The sequence below is a fragment of the Terriglobia bacterium genome, from assembly GCA_020072645.1.
Taxonomy (GTDB): domain Bacteria; phylum Acidobacteriota; class Terriglobia; order Terriglobales; family Acidobacteriaceae; genus Angelobacter.
On record JAIQGK010000021.1, the window covers coordinates 1 to 21339 of the forward strand.

Consider the following 21339-nt stretch of genomic DNA (forward strand, 5'->3'; position numbering starts at 1 on the left):
GGCTGGGAGGGGGCGAAGACATTCCCATTGGGACGGTGGTGGCGGGACGGAGTGAAGCGGAGTTGGAAGAGCTGGTGGGGTTCTTTGTGAACACGCTGGTGCTGCGGACGGACGTATCGGGTGATCCGACGTTCAGTGAACTGATCGAGCGGGTAAGACGGTTTGCGCTGGAGGCGTACAGCCATCAGGAAGTGCCGTTTGAGCGGTTGGTGGAGGCGGTGCAGCCGGCGCGCTCGCAATCCCGCCATCCCCTGTTTCAGGTAGCTCTTACATTACAAAATATACGCACTGCAAGTTTGAATCTACCACTGCTCTCCACCCACGTTGAGGTTGCTGAGTTTAATGTCGCTAAGTTTGATTTGGCCTTTGGCCTGAGTGAGCTTCTGGGTCCCACCGGAGACCCTCTGGGAATTCAGGGAGAAGTCTCTTACAGCATCGACCTCTTCGATGAAGCGACAGTCAGATCACTGGCTACGCGCTTGGTTTGGATACTCAAAGAGATGGTGCAAGCTCCCGGCACGTGCTTGCATCGCGCGAAAATTTTGAGTGTCGAAGAAAAACATATTCTCCTGGAAACGTTCAATGCTACCGCGCAAGACGTACCGGAAGCGACAGTCAGTGAGATGTTTGAAGGCCAGGTGACGCAGACGCCCGAAGCAACGGCCATCGTTCAGGGTGAAAGATCATTTACCTATCAAGAACTGAATGAGCAGGCCAACCGTCTGGCGCATTATTTGATTGCCAAGGGCGTGGGCCCGGAATCGCTGGTGGGAATCGCGCTGGACCGTTCGTCGGAAATGGTGGTAGCGATTCTTGCGGCGTGGAAGTCCGGAGCGGCCTATTTGCCCTTGGATTCTGAGTATCCACGGGCACGCTTGGAACACATGCTGGCCGATGCACAGCCGCGATTAGTGATCACGGTTGGAAAGCTACAAGAAAAATTGCCACGGAATTTCTCTGCCGATTTTATCTGCCTTGACGCTGCTAATATCCAGACTGATTTGTCGTCGTCGCCTGCGCACAATCCATCGCAGGCCGACCGCAATATGCCGTTGCTGCCGCAGCATCCTGCCTACTTGATTTACACGTCCGGCTCAACCGGGGTGCCCAAGGGAGTATTGGTCACACATGTGGGCATTCCTTCCCTGGCTCGCAGCCACGTGCGGAACCTCAATCTGACGCGACGCTCGCGTGTGTTGCAGTTCGCCTCTTTGAACTTTGACGCTTCCTTCTGGGAACTGGTGATGGCACTGACCACGGGCGCAGCTCTGGTTTTACTGAAAGACGAACGCGGCGGCATTCCGCTACAGGAGATTTTGCGCTCACAGAGAGTTACGCACGCTACTTTGACGCCTTCGGTGCTTTCTACGCTAGATGAGAGTCAAACGTCTGGTCTTGAAACTCTCATCGTCGTTGGTGAGCAGTGCTCTGGTGAACTGGTCGCGCGCTGGTCTCCCGGACACCGCATGATCAATGCTTACGGTCCCACGGAAACCACTGTTTGCGCCACTATGAGCCGTCCGCTATCCGGCTCAGTAATTCCGCCGATCGGGTTCCCGGTTGTTAATACTCGCGTCTATGTGCTGGATGCCCGTCTTGAACCCGTGCCCGTGGGAGTTGCCGGGGAACTGTATATTGGCGGCGCAGGACTGGCTCGCGGCTATTTGAATCGGCCCGCGCTCACGGCAGAAAGATTTATCGCCGATCCCAATGCTGACGGTCCTTGCGCGAGGATGTACCGCACAGGAGATCTGGTGCGCTGGCGGAACGATGGAAGCCTTGAATTCATTGGGCGGGCCGATCAGCAGGTGAAACTGCGCGGATTCCGCATTGAACTTGGGGAAATCGAATCGACGCTGCGGTCATTACAGGAAGTTAATGACGCAGCAGTTGTGATGCGGGACGAAGCGGTACGCGGAAAGCACATTGTTGCTTACGTAGTGCTGGACAGCGGGTCTACTGTGGATTCCGCGATGTTGCGCGGCAAACTCACTCATCGGCTTCCGACGCACATGTTGCCTGATGCCATTGTTGCTGTGGCAGAATTACCTCTCACCGCTAGCGGCAAGATTGACCGCATCTCGTTATCGAAACGTCCGATTGAAGAACGTAGACTGGAAGTGCCGACAAGCCCGCAAACCAGATTCGAGAAAAAGATTGCGGGGATATGGAAAGAGGTGTTGGGCCGCACCACCGTTGGAATTCATGACAACTTCTTCGATCTGGGTGGCCATTCTCTGCTGCTCACGCAGGTGCACGCCAGATTGCAGAAGCTCTTGCACGCGCGTCTGCCAATGGTAAAGCTGTTTGAGCATCCCACGGTTGCTGCGCTTGCCGCTTATCTGGAAGCCGAAGAGCGCCACTCTCCCAGCCCACATGACGCAAAGCGAAAAGCTGAAGGTGTCAAAAATCGCACATGCACAGATATCGCCATTATCGGCATGGCATGCCGTTTTCCAGGCGCTCCTTCGGTTAGCCATTTCTGGGACAATCTGACCCGCGGTACTGGATCCATCACGGCTCTCTCTGCTGAAGATCTTTCTTCTTTGCCGCCAGAACTCGTTAACGATCCTGGCTTTGTGAATGCCACGGGACGTTTGGAAAATATTGAGTTCTTCGACGCTGCATTCTTCAACCTTAATCCTGCGGAAGCTACCGCCACCGATCCACAGCAGCGCCTGATGCTGGAGTGCGCCTGGGAAGCGCTGGAATCTGCCGGCTATAACCCACGAGGACAAAATATTGGAGTGTTTGCCGGAGCAGGAGAAAGTCTTTATCGTGATCTTCTGCGCGGCGATACCGGTCTTCTGCAATCTCTGGGCGAGTTGCAATTAACCATTGGCACGGGCAAGGACCATGTTGCACCGCGGCTTTCTTACCTGCTTGATCTGCGCGGCCCAAGCGTGCCAGTGAATACGGCCTGCTCAACTTCTCTGGTTGCTGTTCATCTCGCCTGTCAGAGCCTGATGAATGGGGAGTGTGAGATGGCGCTGGCGGGAGGTGTCTCACTCGCGTCGCAAAATGGATACATCTTTGAGGAAAATGGAATTCTTGCTCCCGACGGCATTTGCCGCGCATTTGACGAGAACGCGCGCGGTACGGTTCCCGGCAGCGGCGCGGCACTGGTGTTGTTAAAGCCGTTAGATCAGGCTGTTTCGGATGGCGATTACATCCACGCGGTCATCAAAGGCTCCGCTATTAATAATGATGGGAACCTGAAAGTCGGTTATACCGCGCCGAGTGTTGAAGGACAACGGCGCGTGATAGAGCAGGCGCTTGCCAATGCGCACATCGCGCCGCAGCAGATTTCCTACATTGAGACGCACGGCACCGGCACACCGCTGGGCGACCCCATTGAGATAGAAGCGTTGCGCCAGGTGTTTTCGAATGCTGAAGAGAGCGCAGCTACCGACCAGAAGTTGTGTGCGCTCGGATCGGTGAAAACCAATATCGGGCATTGCGACTCGGCCGCAGGGATTGCCGGGCTCATTAAAGCGGTGCTTTGCCTGGAGCACCAGACACTTGTGCCCAGCCTGCATTTTGAGAAACCGAATCCGCAACTCAATCTTGATCAGAGCCGATTCTACGTGAGTACGGAGACGACGGCATGGAAACAGACACCGCGTCTGGCGGGCGTAAGTTCCTTTGGCATTGGCGGCACCAATGCGCACGTGATTCTGGCTGAAGCGCCATCCAGTGAAACTCCGGGCCGCTCGCGTCCATGGCAGGTGCTGACTCTATCGGCCCACAGTGAATCTGCATTAGAACGCCGCAAAGCAGACCTGGCAAACGCGTTTCGAGAAAGGCCAGACGTTGGCCTTGCCGATATAGCATTCACGCTGAATGTTGGTCGCAGGGACTTTTCTTATCGCCAGTTTTTTATCTGTGCTAACGCTGAAGACGCAATTGCGGCGCTTACCAACTCAAAGGAAAAGCCAGTCCGTGCGCTCGCGCAGGAACGTCCGTTGATATTTCTTTTTCCGGGCCAAGGCAAAGCTTATACCGATCTGGGGTCTGATCTCTATCGCGATGAACCGCGCTTTCGAGAACTGGTGGATTACTGTTGCAACCGGCTGGCTCCACTGATCGGAGCTAATCTGCGTGATCTCATGTTCGGGCGCCAGGGCGGAATGGATGTCAGCATTCACCGGCCTCTTTTCTGGCAAACCGCGCTCTTTACGGTTGAGTATGCGATGGCGCAACTCTGGATTTCCTGGGGCATCAAGCCCGCAGCGATGATCGGCCACAGTCTGGGCGAATATGTGGCAGCCACACTCGCCGGAGTCTTTGAACTAGACGATGCCTTGCTGCTGGTAGTGGAACGGGCTCGCCGGACGGAGGATCTGGAAGCAGGATCTATGCTGGCCGTCCCTGCCCGCGAAGATGAAATCCATCCTTATATAAAGGATGGAATCTCCCTGGCGGCGGTAAATGGGCCGGAGCTCTGTATCCTGGCTGGCCCAACTGACGAGATCGAAAGAGTTTACCAGCAAATTGCATTCCTGAACCCCATTCGTCTGGATGCCAGCCATGCCTTCCACTCACGGCTGGTTGAACCCCTCATGGAACCGCTGACCAAGACTGCTTCCGGGATGAGGTTGAGCCCTCCCCGGATTCCCTATCTTTCCAATGTTACCGGCTCGTGGATGAGCGACGAGGATGCGTTGGATCCCGGTTACTGGGCGCGCCATCTCCGAAGCACGGTCCGGTTTAACGACAGTCTGCGCGAAGGGCTAAAAAAGCCGAACAGCGTTCTACTGGAAGTTGGGCCCGGCAAGGTGCTCAGTGAATTGGCGCGCAGGAGCTATCCGGAGAGCGTCACTTTTGCTTCCATGGCCGGCGAGCCATGCGGACGCGCCCTGGCGCAGGCTGTTGGCAGATTGTGGTGTGAGGGTATTGCCATTGATTGGCTCAAGTATTACGAGACAGAAGATCGGCGCCGCATTCCGCTGCCCACATATCCTTTTGAGCGGCAGCGTTATTGGGTCAGCACAAACGGGTTACCGAACGCGGCTACATCGTCAGATCCTTTAGCGCTTAAAGATGCTCCTGAGAAATGGCTGTACGCAACAAACTGGAAACGAACGAATCCCCTGCCCAAACCAGACTTTAGCAGCAACTCCTTCGCGGGTAGCTGGCTGATTTTCTCTGAGCCGGACGGCATTGGCGCGGAGCTTGCATCAAGGCTCCGACAGTCTGGCCAGAAAGTATATGAAGCGCGGCGAGGCAAAGTCTTCCAGCAAAATGGAGCGGACTCTATCACGCTCAATGCTAGTAATCCGGAAGATTATCAGCGGCTGCTGCACTCGTTGGTTGACAATTTTCCGCAGCGAATCATTTATGCGTGGGATTTCAGCCGCGATGGCGCGATTTCCCCGGCTGCGGGCTTTGACAGTTTGATTTATCTCGCTCAGGCAGCGGCCGCGTCAGAAAAAGCTGCTTCTGTGCGCATGGCATTAATTACCTCAGGCTTGCATCGTGTCCTGGATGAAGAACTGGATTCTGACCATGAAGCGGCCAAGCTTGGCATTGTTCATGTGCTGCCCAAGGAAGTGCCGGCCATCAAATGCCAAAACATTGATCTAGACAAGCAACAGCCCGATGCTGGCAGGCTGGCGGAGCAGGTGCTGGCGGAGTTCGCCAATGAAATTTCCGATCCGATTGTCGCCTGCCGTCGTGGGCATCGCTGGCTGCCGATTGCCGAACAGACATCAACACGTTCCGGCGACGGGTATCAATTCAAACGCGGCGGAGTATATGTAATCATCCACGCGTTGCAAGAGATTGGCTTTGCTCTTGCGGAGCACCTCGTGCGCGAGTTCGCATGCAAGGTGGTGATGCTTGCCCGCTCGTTCTTCCCGCATCCGCAGGAGTGGGACCAGTGGGTTCGCGAACAAGCTGACGACGATCCAATATCGCGCAGCATCGCGCGATTACGAGATATTGGTGAATCGCTGACATTGTTGAGTGTCGACGTTTCGGATCCCGAGCGGCTGAAACGAGTCAAGGCACAGATCGAACGCGAAGTGGGCGCCCTGCAAGGCGTGTTTCATCTCGATAAGTCGACAAGAACGGGACTCATCTTAGGTAAGGCCATGTCGCCGTCGGACTCGCTGCGCAATGATCTTGCTGAGTTGGCCGCTCTGGACCAGACATTTAGCAATGATTTGCTGGTGATTTTTTCCAGTAATCTGGCTGAGAGCGGCGGCATTGGGCAAGTGGACCAGGCCGCTCGGAATGCAGTAATCGCGCATTTTGCCGAGCGGCGTGCCGCAACCGGGCGGCCCACCATGGCTTTGGAGTTGGGTACCAGGGCCTGGACGGAAACCACTGACGAAAATCCTGATTCCGGCTCATTCTTATCACAACAACTTGAAGAGAAACGGCAGCGCTTCGGCATGACGGCCCAGGAGTGCGTTGCTGCTTTGCAGCGCGCTCTCTCACTGTCAGTCCCAGATGTAATTGTTTCCACGCGCGACTTCAATGCTCTGATGGAGCAGCAACATCTATTCACTACAGATTTCTTTCAGCAGCAAATCGGGAACTCAGCCGCCGGCAATGGCAATGGCAACGGCGCATCACACGGCCGCCCAGATGTTTCAACTTCCTATACCGCCCCTCGCAATGAAGTTGAAACGCTGCTGGTGGAACTCTGGCAGGGAACTTTCCGCATTCAGGAAATCGGCGTCGCCGACAATTTCTTTGAACTTGGCGGGCACTCACTTCTTGCCGTGCAACTGCTTAAGAACATGAACCAGACTTTTTCATCCAGGATCACCCTCAAAGACCTGTTTGACGGACCCACTATTGCGCAGCTTGCCGCAAAGATCTCAGGCATGTCGGCCGATAGCGACGATGCCGCCGAATTAGAGGCGCTGCTGGCGGAAATTGAAGGCATGTCCGCAGATGACTTGCGGGCAGAGTTGGATGGAAGCAAAGAGGGAATCAACACCGAGTAGCTATGTCAAAACTATCAGAACGCATTCAAAATCTTACTCCGGAGCAGCAGGAAGTATTGCGCCGGCGCATGCAGCGTGAAGCCAACCAGCAGTCGCAAACTGTACCTGCTTCCGGGGGATTCGCTGTTGCGGATGTTACGCCTGTGCCCGCTCGTCCAAATTTGCGGCAGAAGGTGGACTTTAGCATCTTTTTCTTTTCTGCTGATGGCAACGCCGAAGAGGACCAACGTTACCGGCTGTTGCTTGAGAGCGCGCGCTTTGCGGATGCCAACGGGTTCGCCGCCATATGGACGCCGGAGAGGCACTTCCAGGCTTTTGGAGGACTCTATCCAAATCCGTCTGTGCTGAGCGCCGCACTGGCCATGATCACGCAGCACGTGCAGATTCGCGCCGGCAGCCTTGTACTTCCACTGCATAGCCCGGTGCGCGTCGCGGAAGATTGGGCGCTGGTGGATAACCTCTCTCATGGACGCGTCGGCATCTCCTTTGCCACAGGATGGCATGAGCACGACTATGTGATTGCTCCCGGGAATTTTGAAGATCGCCGCGAACTCATGTTCCAGAACATCTCTTTAGTACGGCGGCTGTGGGCCGGTGACGATGTAGAAATCGCGGGTGTCGGCGGCAAGAAAGTTGCTGTCAGGACTCTTCCCCGTCCGGTTCAAAAAGAATTGCCTTTCTGGGTTACGGTGGCATCCACGCGGACCTGGCAACGGGCGGGGGAAGTTGGCGCAAATGTGCTCACTGCATTCTCTACGTCACTGGAGGAGTTGAAGCAGAATATCGCCGGCTATCGCAAAGCCCGCATGGAAAACGGCCACGATCCACGAACCGGAATCGTTTCCCTGATGTTGCACACCTACGTGGGAACAGACCTGGAACAGGTCCGCGAGATTGTGAAAGAGCCGATGAAAGCCTACTTGCAGACTTACATCAATCAGTTCCGGCCCATGGCAGGAGAAAGCGTCGTTGACCCTTCTTCGCTGGAGATGCAAAGCCTGATTGATGCGGTCTTCGATCATTATTTTGAACAGAGCTCTCTGCTGGGAACGCCTGATAAATGTGCCGCCGTCATTGAAAAAGTGGCAGCGGCGGGCGTGAACGATCTGGCTTGCCTGCTGGATTTTGGGCTCGATCATGAAACCACGATGGAAGGGCTGAGGCACCTTGCGGAGCTTCGCCGGAGCATGCAGCCCCAGATTGCAGCAACGGGACAGGGAGAGTAGTTCATGAGCGTTAAGGACACGGGACATATACAGGCACTGGAAAGTACCGGCAAGAAGACACTGGCGGAAAGAATTGCCGGTCTGTCACCCGAGCAGCGGGCCGTGTATGAGCGTAAACGCCGTGAGCTGCAAAAGAAAGCGGCCAGTCCTCGCATTCCGCGATTGGAGGGTAACGGTCCGTGGCCTGCTTCCACGGACCAGACAGCGCTGTGGTTTATCCAGCAGCTTGAGCCTACTACCTCGGCGTACAACATCGGAAATGGCTTTCGCGTAAAAGGAAATCTTGATGTAGCGCTATTCGAAAGATGCCTGAACGTTGTCGCGCAACGCCACCAGATACTGCGGACGATTTTCAAAACCATTGACGGCAAACCGTTCCAGTTTGTTACCGACATGACGCTTTCAGCTCCGGTAATTGACGTGCGAAGCGAGCCGGATCCTGAAGCAGCAGCGCATGAAGTTGTTACGCGCCTGATAAGGGAACCATTCGATCTGGAGAAAGGGCCTCTCGCCCGCGTTCCGCTGGTGCGCATTGCCAATGACGATTACGTCATGGTGGGCGTACTGCACCACATCGTCACCGACTGGTGGTCCTATTATGTTTTTTACAGTGAGTTGATGGGCCTTTATCACGCTTTTTCCCAGGGGCTGCCAAATCCGCTAAGCGACTTGCCGATCCAATATGCAGACTGGGCGGCATGGCGGGACGAATGGGAGCAGACAGAAGATTTCCGCACGAAAGAAAACTATTGGCTAACCAAACTGCATGGAGTGCCGCACATTCTGGAGGTCCCTGCGGACCGGCCACGTCCGTCGGTACAATCTCACGGTGGCGCCCGCTCGCCTTTCGACGTGCCTCACGACACATTGCGACGCTTGCGCGCCATGAACCGCAAGGCAGGTACTTCTTCCTTCATGACGCTGCTTGCCGCCTTGAATGTTTTCCTCTGGCGCTATACCAGTCAGGAAGATTTTGTCGTGGGCACGCCGGTCTCTGCCGATCGTGATTCGGAAGAAACCGTAAACCTTATCGGCTACATGTTGAACACGCTGGTGCTGCGGGCAGATCTTTCCGGCAATCCAAGTTTTCTTGAGGTGCTTGAACGTGTCCGCAATACCTGTCTTGGCGCCTTTGCCAACAAGGAGTATCCGTTCCGGCATCTGGTGGACCGGCTAAAAGTGGAGCGCGACATGAGCCGCATGCCGCTCTACCAGATTGAATATTTGTACATCAGCACGGAAAGCCCCATGCAAAACAATCCCGGCTTGCCGGAAGGGAAGATTGCGCTGCCTGGGTTTGAGTTCTCGGTATTCGGCATTGATCGAAAAACTTCTCCTGTCGATTTACAGATAACTTTTGGCGAGTCTTCTGACCAGCTCAGCCTCATGTTTGAGTACAATACTGATATTTTTGAGGCGGCTACCATTGATCGGTTGGCAAACCATCTTATCTCTCTGCTGGGGACCGCGCTCAGCGAACCCGAGCGGCCAATCGCAACGCTTCCACTGCTCAGCCCCGAGGAACGACGCCATATCATTGAAGATCTCAATCCCAGGGTCGCGTCAAAGAGCAAAACGGACATCACAGAAATGTTCGAAGCGCAGGTTGCTCGCACCGCTGATGCTTTGGCGTTGACCTTCGCTCAGGAATCGCTCACGTTCGCGGAATTGAATCAGCGAGGCAATCGACTGGCGCGTTATCTGATCAATCACGGAACAGGGCCGGAAACTCTGGTGGCAATCTGCATGGACCGGAGCGCGGAGATGCTTACCGCGATGTTGGCCATCCTGAAGGCCGGTGGCGCATATCTGCCCCTCGATCCGTCATTTCCTCAAGAGCGGATAGCTTATATGCTGGCCGATGCAGCTCCGCTGGCGGTGGTTACCACTCAGTCATCAGCGTCGAATCTGCCGCAGACAGTGAAACAGGTTCTTCTTGATGCGCCTGACGTTGTCTTTGAGGTGCAAGAGCAGGGGGCATCGAACATCCGCGAGTCTGATCGCAATCAGCCGTTGTCGCTGGAGCACGCTGCCTACGTTATCTATACTTCGGGTTCAACCGGCAGGCCAAAAGGAGTCGCGGTTCCGCGCGGTGCTCTCTCAGCATTCCTTGACAGCATTAGCCGGCAGATACGTTTCGATCCTGGTCAGACCCATCTAGCTATCACTACCATCGGCTTTGATATTTCCATTCTGGAGCTGTTCCTTCCTCTCTGCCGCGGCGGACGAGTGGTGCTGGCCTCGAAAGATGAAGCTCGCGATGCCTCGCGGCTGTGCGCATTAATTGCGTCGTCTGGCGCGGATTCGATGCAAGCCACACCCAGCCACTGGGAGATGGTTCTGCGGGAGGATCCAACATGCTTGCGCGATTTGCGCATTCTCTGCGGCGGAGAAGCGCTTTCACGCGAGTTGGCGCGCGAGCTTTTGCGCGCGACAAGCCGTGAGGTTTACAACCTCTACGGTCCCACCGAGGCCACCATCTGGTCCAACGTGCACCAGCTTGCGGGATCAGATGTCACCAACAATGCCGCACCGGTTGTCACGATTGGGAAGCCTCTTTCCGGTTATCGACTGTATGTGCTGGATCACTGTCTGGAGCCGAAACCCGAAGGAGTCGCAGGCGATCTCTACATAGCAGGCGAGGCTCTTGCGCGCGGTTACCTGAAGCGGCCCGGTCTTACGGCGGAGCGTTTTGTTGCCGATCCGTTTTGTGAACCTGGTTCGCGCATGTATCGCACCGGTGATCTGGCGCGGAGGCGCTACGACGGTACCTTTGAGTTTCTTGGCCGAGGCGACCAGCAGATCAAGCTTCGCGGATTCCGCATTGAGTTGGGCGAGATTGAAGCTGTACTAAAGTGTCAACCGCAAATCGCTCAAGCTGCGGTGATCGTGCGCGAGGATGGCGCTTCCGGCAAAGAACTGGTTGCCTATCTGGTGCCTTCCGGCGAAGAACTTCCTGATCCATCAACCTTGCGCAGCGATTTAGGCGCGCGCTTACCTGATTACATGGTTCCTTCAGCATTTGTATCGCTGCCGGCCTTGCCGCTCACGCCTAATGGCAAACTGGACCGCCGCGCCCTGCCTGCTCCTGAGCGCCAGACGGAGAGCTATCGCGCACCGCGCACACCGGAAGAGGAGATCTTGTGCGGCATTTTTGGTGACGTGCTCTCTCTCGACCGCGTTGGCGTGGACGATAACTTCTTTGCTCTTGGCGGACATTCACTCACGGCGACAAGGCTGGTCAGCCAGATTCGCGCGAAAATGGAAATCGATGTTCCCCTGAAGCTGTTCTTTGAAGCTCCCAGCGTCGCACAGCTAGCGCCCCATCTGCGCGGCGCACACAAAGCCCGCATTCCGTTGCTGCCCCAGGAGAGGCCTGAGCGGCTTCCACTTTCGAATTCTCAGCAACGTCTCTGGTTTATCGATCAGCTCGAGGGTTCCAGCGCGCAATACAACTTGCCGGAGGCATTGCGCCTTCGTGGGGAGCTGGATGTCACGGCATTGCGGCAGTCGATCCAAACCATCGTTCAGAGACATGAAACGCTCCGTACACATTTCGCTTACGCGGATGGCACGCCATTCCAGATCATCGAGCCAGAGTTGAAGATTGAGCTGCCAATTGAAGAAATTAGTAATTTACCGGAGGGCGAGCAACGAGCCCTGGTACTTGCGGCCCTGAACCAGGAATTTGAGCGGCCATTCAATTTATCGCGAGGCCCGCTATTCCGCATGAGGTTGTTCAAACTGGGCGAGCGTGATTACATCTTTTTGCGCACATTCCACCACATCATCTCCGATGGCTGGTCTCAGGCCGTTTTCAACAATGAATTCATGCAGCTTTACGAGGCCTTTCACAAGGGAGAGGCAAACCCATTGCAGCCGATTACCGTGCAGTATGCGGATTATGCCATTTGGCAGAGGCGCTGGCTGACGGAAGAAAAAGTAGCGAGTGATCTTCAGTATTGGAAAAGGCAACTCGCCGGCATTCCTGAACAATTGGAACTGCCCAAAGATCGGCCGCGCCAGGCACGCCGCACCTATGGCGCGGATGTTTGCAGCGTTACTGTGTCGGCGACAACTCTTGCGGCACTCAAGCGAGTGGGCCACGATCATGATGCCACTCTCTATATGACACTACTATCCACTTTTGCGCTGTTGATCCAGCGCTATAGCGGGCAGGATGACATTGTGGTTGGCTCGCCAATTGCCAACCGCCAGGATTCGCAGCTTGAACCTCTGATCGGGTTCTTCGTGAACTCACTCATCATGCGGGTACGCGTGAATACGGGACAAAGCTTTCCTGAACTGTTGGCCGCAGTGCGTGGCACGGCGCTTGAAGCCTATCAGCATCAGGACCTTCCTTTTGAGCGGCTGGTGGAGGAACTTTCTCCAGAAAGGCGCCTGAATGCAGCACCCATTTTTCAGGTGGTATTCGCACTGCAAAACGCGCCAATGGCGGCAGAAGAGGTCAGGGATTTGCAGGTGGAAGCTGTAGCGGCGGATGAGCCACGCGTACGTATTGATCTTGAAGTGCATGCGGTGGAACATAATGGCGTACTCGATTTTCACTGGCTGTACAGTCGGGACCTGTTCGACCGCTGGCGTATGGAGCAGATGGCTGCGCATTATCTCCGCCTGCTTGAGGCAGTGGCGGGTAATCCCTGGCAGCAGGTTGCGGATTTTGACTTGCTGAGCAGCAGCGAACTTGCAAAGGTAATTAAGGAATGGAACCAGACCAGCCGCGAAATTCCTGACACAACCCTGACACAGTTGTTTGAAAACCAAGTAGAAAAGACTCCCGAAACTGCCGCTGTCATCTTTGGTGGAGAGTCACTCAGCTATCAGGAACTTAACTCACGCGCCAACCGCCTTGCGCACCTGCTGATTAGCTTTGGTATTGGACCTGAAAATTTTGTCGGCCTAGCGGTGCCGCGTTCCGCGGAGATGCTGGTCGCTCTTGTCGCGGTGTTGAAAGCTGGCACGGCTTATCTTCCTCTTGATCCCACGCTTCCGGCGGAGCGGCTGGGAGTCATGCTGAATGATGCACGGCCTTCGTGCGTTATAACTATGTCCGAACTGGCGTCGAAATTGCCTGACGATTCCCGCATTTTGTTGCTTGACGATGACGCATTCACCAAAGCCTTGGTCGAGCAATCTGATCGTAACCCGACTGACAATGAGCGCACCAGCCCCTTGCGTTCGACCAATCCCGCTTATGTGATTTATACCTCTGGCTCTACTGGAACTCCCAAGGGAGTGGTTGTAACTCACGCGGGTCTGCCATCTATCGCACAAACGCGGCTGGAGCGGTTGGCGCTTGCGCCCGCATCACGCGTGCTGCAATTTTCATCGCTCAGCTTTGACGTTTCCGTAGTTGAAATCATCATGGCGTTCACCACTGGCGCTGCGCTTGTGGTTCCGCGCGACGATCAGAGAAGCGGCACGTCTTTGCGGGAGCTGCTTGTCCAGCATGGGGTGACTCATGCTTCGCTTCCGCCGGTTGTGCTGCCTACTTTGGATGGCGAAGAGGAACTACCGCTCACGCACCTTGTGGTGGGCAGTGAAGCTTTGTCCGCTGAACTGGTGGAAAAGTGGTCGCACGGAAGGATATTGATCCATGCTTATGGCCCAACGGAAACGAGCATTGTCTCTACTATGAGCGCGCCGCTTTCAGGCCTCCAGGCTCCTCCCATTGGCAACCCAATCATGAATACCCGCGTGTATGTGCTGGATGAGCGTCTCCGTCCGGTTGCCATCGGCGTGCCCGGCGAACTGTATGTAGCAGGCGCGGGGTTAGCACGCGGTTATCTCAAGCGCCCCGCCATCACCGCGGAGCGGTTCCTTGCCGATCCTTATGGAAGCGCAGGCGCCAGAATGTATCGCACCGGAGATCTCGTGCGCTGGCGCGCGAATGGCGATCTGGAATTCATTGGCCGAACGGATCAACAGGTAAAGATCCGCGGCTTCCGTGTGGAACTGGGAGAAATTGAATCTGCCTTATTGAAGCATGCAAGGGTCCGTGAAGCTCTGGTAATTGCGCGCGAAGACCAGTCAGGGCAAAAACAGTTGGTCGGTTATGTCATTGCACGTCCACCCAGCGATCGCCAGGAGCAAGCAGAGACCGAGCAGATAAGCCGCTGGCAGCAGCTCTACGACTCTTATCGCAAGGAAAGCACTGGGAACAATGGCGTCGGAAAATTTGCCGGTTGGAACAGCAGCTACACCGGCGCCCCGATTCCTGCGCACGAGATGCAGCAATGGGTTGATGAAACGGTGGCGCGCCTGCTGAAATTGCGTCCGCGGCGAGTGCTGGAGATCGGCTGCGGAACTGGATTGCTGCTCACGCAAGTTGCGCCGCATTGTGAGAGTTACACCGGACTGGATTTCTCGGCGGCGGCACTCGCACAGCTTAGCCAGATCGTTGAACAACGCGAAGATCTCACGCACGTCACACTGAGACAGGGGCTTGCCCACGAACTGGATTTTGTAGCCGATCAGAGTGTTGATCTGGTGGTGATCAATTCAGTTGTGCAATATTTCCCTAGCACGGATTATCTCTTACAAGTATTGAAGCAGGCAGTGCGAGCCACCTCGCCGGGCGGCCATATATTTATTGGCGATGTGCGCAGCCTTCCACTGCTGCGCGCTTATCACGCGTCGGTTCAGCTCTACAAGGCGTCTCCGGAAATGCCGCTGCAAGAGTTGCGGCAGAGAATCAACAAGGCGCAGCAATCGGAAGAAGAACTGGCACTCGATCCTGTGCTTTTTCACGAGATTGGCAATCGCTGGCCAAGCGTAGGCCATGTCACCGCCGGCCTCAAAGCCGGTGACTATGACAACGAACTGAGCCGCTTCCGTTATGACGTGACGCTGCACATTGGTGACAAAGAGAGTCTCGAAGATCCTGACTGTTGGCTGACCTGGGACCAGGACGGACGCTGGCAGCGGGATCTCCGCAACATATTGAGCGCGACTCCGAATAGTTCGATCGGTGTGCGAGCAATAAGAGATGGCCGCGCTGCACCGGCAGTTGCAGCATTGGAAATGCTCGATCAGAACCTCAAGAGCACGGCGGGAGAGATTGTGGAGGCTTCTGCTGCGACAAGCGGCGAAGATCCAAATCTGCTGATGCGGCTGGCTTCTGAGACGGGTGTGGAAATGCAACGGCGCGCATTTTCTTCCACCGGAACATACGACGCCATTTTTAATCCACGCTGGCGAGAGAAGAAGGCAGAGAAAGATTTGCCGCCGACTTACTATCGGAAGTATGGAAACGATCCCGCTCTGGCAGCGGAAGACGCAAAGCTGGCGCCGGAATTGCAGGACCATTTGCGGCGATCTTTGCCGGACTACATGGTTCCTTCAGCACTGGTCCTGGTTGGCTCATGGCCGCTCATGCCGAGCGGCAAGATTGACCGGCGCGCACTGCCTGCTCCGGACCGGCGCAGGGAAAGCTACGTTTCTCCACGCACCCCGCAGGAAGAGATTCTATGTTCGATATTCGCTGACGTGTTGTCACTGGAGCGCGTGGGCGCTGAGGATGATTTCTTTGCGCTGGGTGGTCATTCGCTGTTGGCAACTCGGCTGGTGAGCCAGGTCCGAACAAGTTTTGGAGTCGAACTCCCTCTGCGCACGCTGTTTGAAGCGCCAACGGTTCGTTTGCTGGCGGAACATGTCAGCAAGGCCGATAAGGTGCGCGCTCCGCTCGTTCCGCAGACAAGGCCGGAACGCATTCCTCTCTCCTATGCGCAGCGCCGCCTCTGGTTTATTGACCAGCTTGAGGGGAGCAGTGCGGAATACAATATGCCGCAGGCGCTCCGGTTGCGCGGCACACTTGATCTTCAGGCGCTGCAGCGCGCCATTGACACGATTGTTGAACGCCATGAAAGCCTGCGCACGCACTTTGCCCAGATTGAAGGCGAGCCGGCGCAAATTATCGAGCCGCCGCGCGCATTGGAACTTCCGCTTGAAGATCTCAGCGGCTTGCGCGAAGAAGAGCAACGCGATCGCGCTCTTGAGATCATGCGCCGGGAATGGGAAGAGCCATTCAATCTGGCAACCGGTCCGGTGCTGCGGATGAAGCTCATCAAAGTCAGCGAGCGCGACCACGTCCTGCTGCGCAATTTTCATCACATCGTGTCTGACGGGTGGTCGCAAAGCGTATTCAACCGTGAGTTCATGCTGCTGTATGAAGCATTTCAGCAAGGCCGCGAGAACCCACTGCGTCCGCTGGCAATCCAGTACGCCGATTTTGCCCTTTGGCAGAGAAAGTGGCTGGATGAAGACGCATTGGCCCGCGACGTGGATTATTGGAAGAAACAACTGCAAGGAATCCCGGAGCAGCTTGAATTGCCAAGGGACCGTCCGCGGCAGGCAATGCAAACCTATAAAGCGGATTATTGCAGTGCCACGCTTTCCGGCCACCAGGTGAACGCGGTAAAGCAGCTCAGCCAGGCGAACCAGGCCACTCTCTACATGACATTGCTTTCCGCGTTTGCCGTGCTGCTCAGCCGGTATAGCGGGCAGGATGACATCGTCGTCGGTTCGCCAATTGCCAATCGGCGTGAAGCGCAATTGGAAGACCTGGTCGGGTTCTTTGTGAATTCGCTGGTCATGCGTGTACGGCTGGACCCGCAGCAGAGTTTCAAGGAACTGCTGGCCGACGTGCGTAAAATTGCGCTCGAAGCGTACCAGCATCAGGATGTGCCATTTGAGCGCCTGGTCGAAGTGCTCTCGCCGGAGCGCAGCCTGAATAAGACGCCCATTTTCCAAGTGGTCTTCGCGCTGCAAAACGCGCCCATGGGCAGCCAGCAACTTTCGGGCTTAGAGGTGGAGCGAATTGGCGGCGACGAGCTGCTGGTCCGGTTTGACCTGGAGTTACACGTTTTTGAATTTGAAAATGAAATAGGCTTTTACTGGCTCTTCAACAAGGGACTGTTTGATCATCCGCGCATGGAGCAGATGGCGCAGCATTACGTAAAGCTGCTGGATGAAATTGTGGCGGTACCAGCCGCTCCTCTCCATGCGCTGGACATGCTTACCAGCGACGAGCGGCAGCTGTTGCTGCGTGATGTGAATGCGACGGCGCAACCACTGGCGGAGACGTCTCTGCTGAACACATTTGAACGGCAGGTTTCTAAGAGCCCCGAAGCTGCGGCGGTGGTATGCGGTAAAACCATCCTTTCTTATCGCGAGTTGAACGAACAAGCAAACAAGTTGGCTCATCATTTAATTGGTGAAGGAATTGGGCCGGAAGACACGGTGGCGATTTTGCCGGAACCCTCGTCGGAGATGATCGTCGCGCTTCTCGGGGTGTTGAAATCCGGAGCCGCATACCTGCCCCTTGACGCTGAAATGCCTCGCGGCAGGCTTGAGTACATGCTGTCCGACGCTCGCCCTGCTCTAGTGCTCACTCAGGAATCAATGCGCACGGCAATACCGGAAACAGCGAAGCTGCTGATGGTGGATGCGCCAGATACAATCGCGCACTTGAAAAAATTGCCTCACCACGACCCTGTGGATGCTGACCGCGTTGCGCCATTGTGTTCAGGGCATCCTGCTTACGTTATCTATACGTCAGGTTCAACTGGAGCGCCCAAAGGCGTAGTCGTGACTCATGAGGGGCTTAACAATTATCTGCAATGGAGCGCACAAAAATACAATGCATCGCAGGGAAGCGGCGCGCCCGTACACAGCTCAATCGGCTTTGATCTGACGGTTACCAGCATCTTTCCTCAGCTATTGACGGGGCGTGCTGTGATCTTTACGCGCGGGCAGCGCGATGTGGAGAATCTGGTTGAAATTGTGCAAGGCAGCAAAGATCTCACGCTGGTAAAGTTGACGCCCGCTCACATGGAGATGCTCAACAACAGCCTTACGGCTGAACAGATGAAGCAAAGTTCGCGCGCGCTTGTGATTGGCGGCGAGGCCCTGAATTACGAAAGCCTCACTCTTTGGCGCATCAATGCTCCGGATACAAGGCTGATCAACGAATACGGACCTACTGAAGCGACAGTCGGTTGCTGCGTCTATCAGGTAGCAGCAGACGACCCGTTTACTGGGGCTGTGCCGATAGGCGGTCCAATCGCGAATACACAACTCTACGTGCTCGACACGTTTCTGCAGCCAGTGCCTCTTGGTGTTACTGGAGAGCTCTACATTGCAGGCACAAATTTGGCGCGAGGATATTTGCGCAGACCGGGGCTGACGGCGGAGCGCTTTGTCGCAAATCCATTTGGCGAGCCCGGCGACAGGATGTACCGCACTGGCGACCTTGCGCGCAGACGCGTAGACGGTCTGCTGGAGTATGTGGGGCGCGCTGATCACCAGGTGAAGATTCGCGGCTATCGAATCGAACCAGCGGAAATTGAAGCGGCGCTGAAGCAGCACCAGCGCGTGGCGGACGCGTTGGTTGTAGTCAGCGGGGAGCACGAAAGCAAGCAGTTGCTGGGATACGTGGTCCCGCGCCTTGCAGATTCCGCAGAATCGCAGTCGGGTCAGGTGGAACATTGGCGCGAGTTGTATGAATCCACCTACGGTGAAAGCTCTTCTTTTGCCGGCGACTTTAACCTTGCCGGCTGGAATAGCAGCTATACAGGCGAACCCATCCCTGCGGAGGAAATGCGTTTGTGGGTGGCGGAAACTGTCTCTCGTATTCAGGAATTACAGCCGCGGCGAGTGCTGGAGATTGGCTGTGGCTCCGGCCTGTTGCTTACCCGGATTGCCCCGAGCTGCGAGAGCTATACCGGCATTGATTTTTCTGCCTCTGTGATTGAGCAGCTTGGCGGATATGTTCGTCAGCGGCCTGATCTCTCTAGAGTGGAGTTGCGCCAGGGATTGGCCCACGAACTTGAGTTCCTGCAGGATGGCAGTGTTGACCTCGTCATCCTCAATTCGGTGGTCCAGTATTTTCCCAGCATCACTTACTTCCTTAAGGTGCTTGAGCAGGCAGTGCGTGTCACGTGCGAGGGTGGGCATATCTTCCTGGGCGATGTCCGCAACCTTGCGCTGCTCGAAGCATTTGCCGCGTCGGTACAAATGCACAAAGCTCCCGGATCCATGACGTCGGAGCGGCTGCGTCAGTTGGTGCTTCAGTCCACGCAGAAGGAAGAAGAGCTGCTTCTGGATGCGGCAATCTTTCAGGAACTCGCACAACGGTGGCCGCGAATTGGCCGCGCAACCGTCGCCTTGAAAGCCGGCGATTATGACAACGAATTGAGCCGTTACCGCTACGACGTGGCTCTTGGCATCGGCGAAAAATACCTGATAACGCAGCCGAACGGATGGATCGAATGGGACAAGGCTGGTGCGTGGCGGCAAGAACTACGCGAGCGATTTGCGAGCAGCGGCGAGAGTTTGATCGGAGTTCGTGGAATTCCTGACTCCCGCGTATCAAGTTCGGTTGCAGCGTTTCGAATGCTATCGAGTGGCGAGGGCAATTCTAATGCCAGCCAGATTCAGGCGGCTGTGGAAGCGGCGGCAGGCGAGCACCCGAATACTCTAGTGCAGCTGTCCCATGAACTAGGAGTCGAGTTGGCATGGCAGGGATTTGGGAGCGACGGCGTGTATGACGCGATCTTCAATCCCAGATGGGATTCGAGCAGAAAATTGGAGGAAGCAACCCCTGAGTTTTATCTGCGTTTTGCCAACTGGCCCGCGCAGGCGGCCGATGACCTGGAGTTGGCTGCTGAACTCAAAGAGCATCTGCAACAAATTCTCCCAGGGTACATGGTGCCTGCAAGTATCATCACGATGCCCTCATGGCCATTGAATGCAAATGGCAAAGTAGACCGCAAAGCATTGCCCACACCGGCGCATGAGTTGCATGAGAGCTATCGCGAGCCGCGCACGCCTGACGAAAATTTGCTATGCCAGATGTTTGGTGAGGTTCTTGGGGTGCGCAGAGTGGGGATTGAGGATAATTTCTTTGCCCTAGGAGGCCATTCACTGCTCGCAACCCGGCTTGTCAGCCAGATACGCGCGGCGTTCGGAGTAGAACTGCGCATTCGCACGCTGTTTGAAGCCCCCACGGTCGCACAGCTTGCGCCACGGCTCAATGCGCAGAGTTCTCCTGAAAGCGCCTTTGAGCAGCTCTTGCCATTAAGGTCGCAGGGAAATCTGCCGCCACTGTTCTGTGCGCATCCCGCAGGCGGACTCAGTTGGAACTATGCCGGACTGATGCGAGAACTTGAAGTGCAGCGACCCATCTATGGTCTTCAGGCCCCTGGTGTTGCACACGATGTGCCTTATGCAGCCACCATCGAGGAGATGGCTGAAGACTATGTAAATGCGATTCAGCGGATCCAGCCGCAAGGGCCATATCACCTGCTGGGATGGTCCTTTGGAGGCGTGGTGGCGTATGCCATGGCGTGCCGTTTGCAGCAGATGGGAGAATGCGTAGCACTGCTCGGCATCATGGATAGTTATCCATCGACAGAAGAGCGGCAATCATCCCCAATGACGGAAGAGAAGTTGATGAAAGAGATCGTGCCCATGCTGGGTCTGGATTTAGGCGACATGGGTGACGGGCCGCTGGACTTTACCGCTGTCTACCTCGCGGCCAAGCGTGCGGGGCAGATTCCAGCCGACTTCGATGAAAGAATCGCGCGGCGAAACATGCAGATGCTTCTGCACAATTCGATTTTGGAGCAGAAATTCAGGGCCGGCCATTACGACGGTGACATCCTGTTCTTTTTTGCGGACGTTAAGGAAGGCGAGTACCGATTGCCCAGCGCCTGGCAGCCTTACATCAGCGGCAAGCTGGAAACCCATACCGTTCACTGTAAGCACTATGAGATGACGGAGCCAGCGCCGATAAAAATGATTGGAAAAATCCTGAACCAGAAGCTCAAGGAAATAACAGCTTCGGCGCAGGCTGCACATAAAGACAAGAAAATAAATTAAGAGAAAGGTGAATTGCATGGCAAATCCATTTGAAAATGAGAACGGTGAGTTCATGGTCCTGGTGAACCATGAGGGGCAGTACTCCTTGTGGCCCACCTTTAAGGAAGTTCCGGCGGGCTGGTCCGCAGTGGGTCCAAAAGGGAAGAAAGAAGAATGTCTGGATTGGGTGGAAGAGAACTGGACTGATATGCGTCCAAAAAGCCTGATCGAAGCGATGAGCAAGAAATCCTAGGAGCGCGATGAAGAAATCA

4 protein-coding genes are annotated in these 21339 nt (G+C 55.6%); all 4 read left to right on the forward strand.

The features are described from left to right. The first annotated feature begins 38 nt into the window (after positions 1–38). The 4 genes from LAO76_24595 to LAO76_24610 are packed head-to-tail and all read left to right on the forward strand — an operon-like array spanning position 39 to position 21320. On the forward strand, positions 39–6959 hold the full coding sequence (locus LAO76_24595; GenBank protein ID MBZ5494115.1) for an amino acid adenylation domain-containing protein: 6921 nt from the start codon (positions 39–41) through the stop codon (positions 6957–6959). Between the two features lie 2 nt (positions 6960–6961). Continuing rightward, positions 6962–8185: an LLM class flavin-dependent oxidoreductase gene (locus LAO76_24600; GenBank protein MBZ5494116.1), complete on the forward strand. Its 1224-nt coding sequence runs from the start codon at positions 6962–6964 to the stop codon at positions 8183–8185. A gap of 3 nt (positions 8186–8188) precedes the next feature. After that, positions 8189–21088 (forward strand): amino acid adenylation domain-containing protein, encoded by a 12900-nt coding sequence (locus tag LAO76_24605; GenBank protein MBZ5494117.1) that lies wholly within the window; start codon positions 8189–8191, stop codon positions 21086–21088. Between the two features lie 16 nt (positions 21089–21104). Beyond that, positions 21105–21320: an MbtH family protein gene (locus LAO76_24610; protein MBZ5494118.1), complete on the forward strand. Its 216-nt coding sequence runs from the start codon at positions 21105–21107 to the stop codon at positions 21318–21320. The last annotated feature ends 19 nt before the right edge of the window (positions 21321–21339 follow it).